Annotated in this window: 6 protein-coding genes; 2 read left to right on the forward strand and 4 right to left on the reverse strand. The window is 72.8% G+C overall.

What is annotated here, in order from left to right:
* Window positions 1-273: 273 nt before the first annotated feature.
* Window positions 274-801: a hypothetical protein gene (locus GTW43_RS10820; protein ID WP_161301442.1), complete on the forward strand. Its 528-nt coding sequence runs from the start codon at window positions 274-276 to the stop codon at window positions 799-801.
* A gap of 112 nt (window positions 802-913) precedes the next feature.
* Here the strand turns inward: GTW43_RS10820 and GTW43_RS10825 are convergent, their stop codons facing one another.
* Entirely contained in the window at window positions 914-2,434 is a 1,521-nt protein-coding gene (locus tag GTW43_RS10825; protein ID WP_161301437.1) for an MFS transporter, read from the reverse strand.
* A gap of 87 nt (window positions 2,435-2,521) precedes the next feature.
* Here GTW43_RS10825 and GTW43_RS10830 point away from each other — a divergent pair, with 87 nt between their 5' ends.
* A complete protein-coding gene (locus GTW43_RS10830; protein ID WP_161301438.1) occupies window positions 2,522-2,932 on the forward strand; it encodes a MarR family transcriptional regulator in 411 nt (136 codons plus the stop codon).
* Window positions 2,933-2,950: 18 nt separating this feature from the next.
* Here GTW43_RS10830 and GTW43_RS10835 read toward each other — a convergent pair whose 3' ends face one another.
* The 3 genes from GTW43_RS10835 to GTW43_RS10845 all read right to left on the reverse strand — a co-directional run.
* Entirely contained in the window at window positions 2,951-3,688 is a 738-nt protein-coding gene (locus GTW43_RS10835; protein WP_161301439.1) for a maleylpyruvate isomerase family mycothiol-dependent enzyme, read from the reverse strand.
* A 170-nt stretch (window positions 3,689-3,858) separates the two neighbouring features.
* Window positions 3,859-5,103, reverse strand: coding sequence for an MFS transporter (locus GTW43_RS10840; RefSeq protein WP_202501305.1), 1,245 nt, complete (start codon window positions 5,101-5,103; stop codon window positions 3,859-3,861).
* A gap of 201 nt (window positions 5,104-5,304) precedes the next feature.
* On the reverse strand, window positions 5,305-6,026 hold a 722-nt coding region (locus GTW43_RS10845; protein ID WP_161301441.1), incomplete at its 5' end, for a DeoR/GlpR family DNA-binding transcription regulator.

The following is a 6,026-nucleotide window of genomic DNA, read 5'->3' on the forward strand; positions in this document are numbered from 1 at the left end:
GGTCGCGCAGTTCCCCGCGCCCCTGGCGGGGTCGTGCTTGCCGTTCTGCGCTCCAGCGGTGCGGGTAGGGGATCAGCGTCGTCGCCAGTGCTGTGACCGCGAATGTTCACCGGGTTGGGGCGATGTCCTTCGATCGCCGGGCGGTTGGATACCCCAGTGTGTCCGGCGATTTGAGGCCACCTCAGGTCCTCCCTCAGCGGGTGCGTCCTCATCCGCAGGGCGGAGACGGTTCGCCGTAGCGGACGAAGCACCGCTGACATGTGCAGGGCCAGCATGTACGTCATGACGACAGCGACCGTTCCTCTCCACGGCTCCACACCTGCGCCTGTCTGGGCTCGCCGCGCCGCCCACGCCATCGCTCTGTGCGCAGTCCCGTCCGGCCTGTGGCGCATCGCCATGGCATCCGGTGTCTATGTGGGCTACAGCGACCAGGTGCTGCGCGACGTCTACGACATCCCGGGCTGGGGCATCGCCTACGTCGTCGGCCTCTCCGTCCTGGCCGAGCTGGCCGCTCTGTTTCCGCTGCTGCTCGTCAGCAACCGGTGGCGGCCGCTGCACCCCAGGGTCCTCGCCCCGCTGGCCTGGACCGCCTCGGGCGTCCTGGTCCTGACGGCACTGTGGCAACTCGTGGTCGCTCTCACCGCCGAGAGCGAGACGTACATGTCGAGTGGTACAGCACAGACCGTCTGGGGCTTCGCGTTCGCCCCGCTGTTCGCCATCCCGGTCCTGATGACCGCGGTGACCTGGTCGTACGCAAAACGGCACCGGGCACGGGGACAGGCACAGCGACCACGACCTTGACACCGGACCCGGTCCGGGAATCGTTCCAGTACCTGCGGCCGCAGGGTGTGCCTGCGCCCCGGCGCCGGGTGGAGCGGCGACGGGGCGTGGGCACGTGGGCGGAACGGGAGGGTCAGTCGCGGGCCGGGGCCGTAGTCGGGGTCGGGGTCGGGGTCGGGGTTGAGCGGGCCACGATCAGGGACTCGGTCCGTCGGACGCCCCGCACCCCGGTCAGCGTGACGAGCAGCCCCACCACGGCGACCGCCGTGATCACGACGAGGCCGGGGCGGAAACTGTCGAGGACGGCCTGCGGCGAGGCCCCGGCCGGTGCGTTCGCCGTGACGACAGCCGTCACGACGGCGAGGAAGATCGCCCCGCCCACCTGCACGGACGTGTTGAGCAGCCCCGAGACCATGCCCTGCTCGTCGTCGTCGACACCGTTGGTGGCCTGGATGTTGAGCGAGGGGAAGACCAGGGCGCACGCGGCGCCGATCAGCAGCATGGTGGGCAGGATGACGGCCGCGTAGACGGGGTCGAGGTTGATGCGGAGGAAGAGCGCGTAGCCGACGACCATGAGCGCGAACCCGACCGCGATCACCCGCGGCGTGCCGAACCGGTCCACGACCGCGCCCACCTTCGTCGAGGAGAGCGCGACGAGGGCGCCCGCCGGCAGGAACGCGAGCGCCATGCTCAGTGCGGACCAGCCGAGCAGGGACTGCAGGTACAGCGTCGCGAGGAACTGGAAGCTGACGTACGAGCCGAAGAAGGTCATCGCCCCGAGCTGGGCCCGGATCTGCGAGCCGGAGCGCAGGACGCCGAGCCGGATCAGCGGTCCGGGCGAGCGGCGCTCGATGCGGACGAAGAGGGTGAGCAGGACGGCGACGGCCAGGAACGAGAGCAGCGTGCGCGCTGATCCCCAGCCCGCCTCCGGCGCCTGGACGACGGTGAAGACGAGCAGCAGCATCGACAGGGTGCCGGTGACGGCGCCGGGGATGTCGTATCCGCGGTGGTTCTCCTCCTTCGCGCTGTGCGGGATGAGCTTGATGCCGGCGAGCAGCGCGATCAGGGCGATCGGCGCGGGCAGCAGCATGGTCAGCCGCCAGCTGGCCTCGGTGAGCAGGCCGGACAGGACGAGGCCCATGGAGAAGCCGGTGGCGGCGCAGGTGGTGTAGATGGACAGGGCGCGGTTGCGGACCGGGCCCTCGGCGAAGGTCGTCGTGATGATGGAGAGGCCGGCCGGCGCGGTGAACGCGGCGCTGAGCCCCTTGATGAAGCGGCTGGCGATGAGCAGCGGCCCGGAGTCGACGAGCCCGCCGAGGACGGAGGCCAGGGCGAAGACGCCGAGCGCGATGAGGAAGACGCGGCGTCGCCCGAGCAGGTCGGCCGCACGGCCGCCGAGCAGCAGCAGTCCGCCGTAGCCCAGGATGTAGCCGCTGACGACCCACTGGAGGGTCGCGGTGGTCAGGCCGAGTTCGGAACCGATCGAGGGCAGGGCGACGCCGACCATCGAGACGTCGAGCGCGTCGAGGAACATCGCGGCGCAGAGGACGAGAAGGGTGCCCCACAGGCGGGGCGACCAGTGTGACGTGACCGGTGCGGTCGGCTCCGGGGACGACGGAGCGGACGCCGGGGCGTCGGTGAGCGGAGAGGTCATGCGCAGCACACTACATGCATGTGCATTGACTGCAAGTGCATTTAATTCCGATGCAACAAACGCGGATTTCTCTGCTACGGTGCGGTTATGACGGCACAGGAGTCGGGAACGAGGGCCGGTGCGAGCCTCGTCGACGAGTGGCGGGACATCCTCGCCAAGCACGCGCGCACCATGTGCGAGCTCGACCGCGAGCTGCACGGACACGGGCTGGGCGCCAGCGACTTCGAGGTGCTCGACGTGCTCGCCGAGGGGGCGCCGCAGGACGGGTCCGACGGTTTCCGCGTGCAGGAGATCGCCGGCCAGGTCCATCTGAGCCAGAGCGCCCTGTCCCGGCTCATCGGCCGTCTGGAGAAGGACGGGCTCGTCGTGCGCGGCATGTGCAGCGAGGACCGTCGCGGGGTCCGGGTGTGTCTGACGCCCAAGGGGCGGGACCTGCACGCCGAGGTGCGGCCGCTGCAGCGGGCCGTGCTCAGCCGGATGCTGGAGTCCGGCGCCTGACGGCCCGCGCGGCCGTGATCAGCTCCAGGTGACCGCGGAGTGCGCGCGCCACAGCTCGGCCACGGCGGCGTCGCCGGTCACGGACGGCATCGGGGCCCGGTTCCACAGCGCCAGGTACAACTGCGCCGCGCTGCCCGCCACTTCGCAGTCGGCGGCGCCCGCGTCGCCGCGCTCGGTCACGGGGGCGTCCTGGGTGATGCGGACCGTCCAGGCGCGGTCCGCGTCCGTCGCCCTGACCCGCAGCACCCTCGGCTCGTCGGAGCGCACCCGGCTCTTGCGGCGGGCGTGGAAGGCGAGCAGGAGTTCTTCCACGCCGTCGACGGCCAGGTCCGCGGGGACCGGCCCGGGCCCCGCGGACAGCGCGGACTCGGCGTCGGCGCGGTGCACCGTCGTCTCGTGCGCCTGTCGCCGCGCCCAGAACGCGAGCGGTGACGGCGCGGGCAGGAAGGTCCAGCACTCCACGTCGGGACGTGCCTGCGTGAGCGTGTCCACGAGGCGCGCGTGGCCGGTGCGGAACCAGTCGAGCAGCGCGTCCCCGTCGAGTTCGGGCAGCCCGCCGTCCGGGTGGTACGCCGTGTGGCCTTCGGCGACGAACGCGGTGGCCCAGCGGTGCACCATCCCGGTGTGCCGCAGCAGGTCGCGGATCTGCCAGTCGGGACAGGTGGGCACCTTGGCGTCGGTGCCCGCCCGCGCGGCCGCGTCGGCGAGTGCGCGGCCCTCCCGGTCGAGGGCTCGGAGGTGTTCGGCGATGTCCATGCGGCGAGTGTGCCGTGTACGGCGCCCCCAGGTCACCGGCGTTCCGCCCACCGGACGAAGGGCTACCCGGACCCGCCGCCGGAACGCCGGAACACCGGAACACCGGATCGCCGGTTCCTGGGGATTGCGCGGCTCACCCGGTTCACGCGGGGCCCGCGCCCCGCGCCCCGTCACTCCGTGACCGCCACCCGCCGGGTCGCGAAGCCGATCGTCGCCGCGACCGCCGCGAGCAGTGCCACGCTCGTGAGGGCCGCGGGCAGCGAGAACCAGTCCGTCATGAAGCCGATCGCGGGCGGTCCGAGCAGCATGCCGCCGTAACCGAGGGTGGACGCCGCCGCGACCCCGGTCGGGCCCGCGAGCGCTCCCGCGCGTTCGACCGCGACGGGGAAGAGGTTGGCGAGTCCGAGTCCGGTGATCACGAACCCGACGAGGGCGACCCACACCGACGGGGCCAGCGCGCCGAGCAGCATCCCGGCCGCGCCGGTCGCGCCGCCGGCCACCAGCGTGCGGGTCCGGCCCAGCCGTTCGAGCAGGGCGGTGCCGCTGAGCCGGCCGATCGTCATGGCGCCCGCGAAGCACGCGTAGCTGGCGGCGGCGACGCCCGGGTGGGCGTGCAGGTCCTGCTCCAGGTGCAGCGCGCTCCAGTCCGCGAGGGCGCCCTCCCCGTACGCCGTGCACAGGGCGATGAGCCCGAAGACGAGGACGATGCCGCGCGTCCCGCGGGCCCGTCCCGTGGCGGGTGCGTGCTCGGCCCCCCGCTGCTCGGCCCCCCGTTGTTCGGTACTCCGCCGCTCGGCCCGCTGCCGCTCGGGTGGGGCGGGCGCCGGATGACGCAGCAGCGTCGGCGCGGTCACCGCCGTGACGACCAGGCCGATCACGGTGATCGCGAGCAGATGGCGGGTCGGCGAGAGGTGCCCCGCGACCAGCCCGCCGAGCCCCGAGCCGACCATGCCGCCGAGGCTGAACGCGGCGTGGAAACTGGGCATGACCGGCCGTCGCAGCGCCGCGACCAGGTCGACGGCCGCGCTGTTCATGGCGACGTTGATCCCGCCGTACGCGGCGCCGAACGCCAGCAGGACCAGGCCGAGCGCGAGCGGGCTGTGGGTCAGCGGCGGCAGTGCCACGGTGAGGGGGAGCAGCACTCCGCAGGCCACCGTCACGGTGTGACTGCCGAACCGGCTGCACAGCCGTCCGGTCAGCATCATCGTCACGACGGCGCCGGCCGAGACCCCGAGCAGGGCGAGCCCCAACTGGCTCGCCGAGGCGCCGGTCTGCGCCTTGACGGCCGGGATGCGGACCACCCATCCGGCGAAGACGAACCCGTCGAGGGCGAAGAACACGGTCAGGGCGATGCGCAGCCGCGTCAGCGGCGCGCTGCGGGGGACGTCGGCGTTGACGGTCCCTGGTTTGTTCAATAGCGGCACAAACTCAGGTTAGGGGTGCCTGCCGGGTCCGGACAAGGTGTGCCGCGTGTGACCTGACCGGCGGGACGGCGCCGACCCGCGCGTGGGGTGTGCCGACCCCGCGCGCGCCGCACTCTGTGGGCTCCTGCGGGTACGCGAGAGGCGCGTGGCACCCGCGTGCCACGCGCCTCCCGGAGATCGGAGCAGGTCCGCTCAGACGGCGACGACCGTGACGCCCGCCTCCTCGAACCGGGCCAGCGTCGCGGCGTCCGCCGCCGTGTCCGTGACGAGCACGTCGATCCGGCTCACGTCGCAGATCCGGGCGAACGCGCGCTGTCCGAGCTTGCTCGAGTCCGCGGCGACCACGACACGCTCGGCGCGCTCGCACAGCAGGCGGTTGATCGCCGCCTCCGCCTCGTCGTGCGCGGACGCGCCGTGCGTGACGTCGAGCCCGACGACGCCCAGCACCGCCGTGTCCATCGTGATCTGCCCGAGCACCCCGTCCGCGAGCGGGCCGATGAGCTCGTACGACTGCGGGCGGGCCACCCCGCCGGTCAGCACGATCTTGAACTGGGGGCGGACCGCCAGTTCGTTCGCGATGTTCAGGGCGTTCGTGACGATCGTCAGCGCGGGGGTACCGGAGGAGAAGTCGGGGCGGACGGCCAGGGCGCGCGCCACCTCGGTCGTCGTCGTGCCGCCGGTCAGGCCCACCGCCTCGCCGGGCGCGAGGAGTTCGGCGACCGCCTTCGCGATGCGCTGCTTCTCGGCCGCGCCCAGCGCCGTCTTGTAGCGCAGCGGCAGCTCGTAGCTGACGCCGTGCACGACGGCGCCGCCGCGGGTGCGCACGAGCATCTGCTGCTCCGCCAGCTGGTCGAAGTCGCGCCGGATCGTGGCGGCGGAGACGCCGAGCTCGGTCGCCGCGTCCTCGGTGGTGG

Source organism: Streptomyces sp. SID5785, from assembly GCF_009870065.1.
In the GTDB taxonomy this organism is placed as follows: domain Bacteria; phylum Actinomycetota; class Actinomycetes; order Streptomycetales; family Streptomycetaceae; genus Streptomyces.